This is a genomic window from Skermanella stibiiresistens SB22 (assembly GCF_000576635.1).
Taxonomy (GTDB): domain Bacteria; phylum Pseudomonadota; class Alphaproteobacteria; order Azospirillales; family Azospirillaceae; genus Skermanella; species Skermanella stibiiresistens.
The window spans coordinates 1-374 of sequence record NZ_AVFL01000134.1; the positions used below are offsets into that span (position 1 = coordinate 1).

The 374-nt window shown below is 65.0% G+C and carries 1 protein-coding gene; it reads left to right on the top strand.

Translation table 11 applies throughout. The features are described from left to right. The coding region (locus N825_RS35800) for an NAD(P)(+) transhydrogenase (Re/Si-specific) subunit beta (RefSeq protein WP_037462532.1) at positions 1-374 on the top strand (374 nt) is incomplete at both ends.

Consider the following 374-nt stretch of genomic DNA (forward strand, 5'->3'; position numbering starts at 1 on the left):
CTGGTGTCGGGCAAGCCGCTGGTCTTCAACATGCAGCACATGCTGAACGCGGCGCTCGGCGTCGTGCTTGTGCTGTGCATCGTCTGGCTGTGCGCGTCGAACTCGACCGCCGCGCTGTGGATCATCGTGCTGCTGGCGCTGGCGCTGGGCTTCCTGCTGATCCTGCCGATCGGCGGTGCCGACATGCCGGTCGTGGTCTCGATGCTGAACAGCTATTCCGGCTGGGCGGCCGCCGGCATCGGCTTCACGCTCGAGAACAACCTGCTGATCATCACCGGCGCGCTGGTCGGATCGTCCGGCGCCATCCTGTCCTACATCATGTGCAAGGGCATGAACCGGTCGATCTTCAACGTCATCCTGGGCGGCTTCGGCGG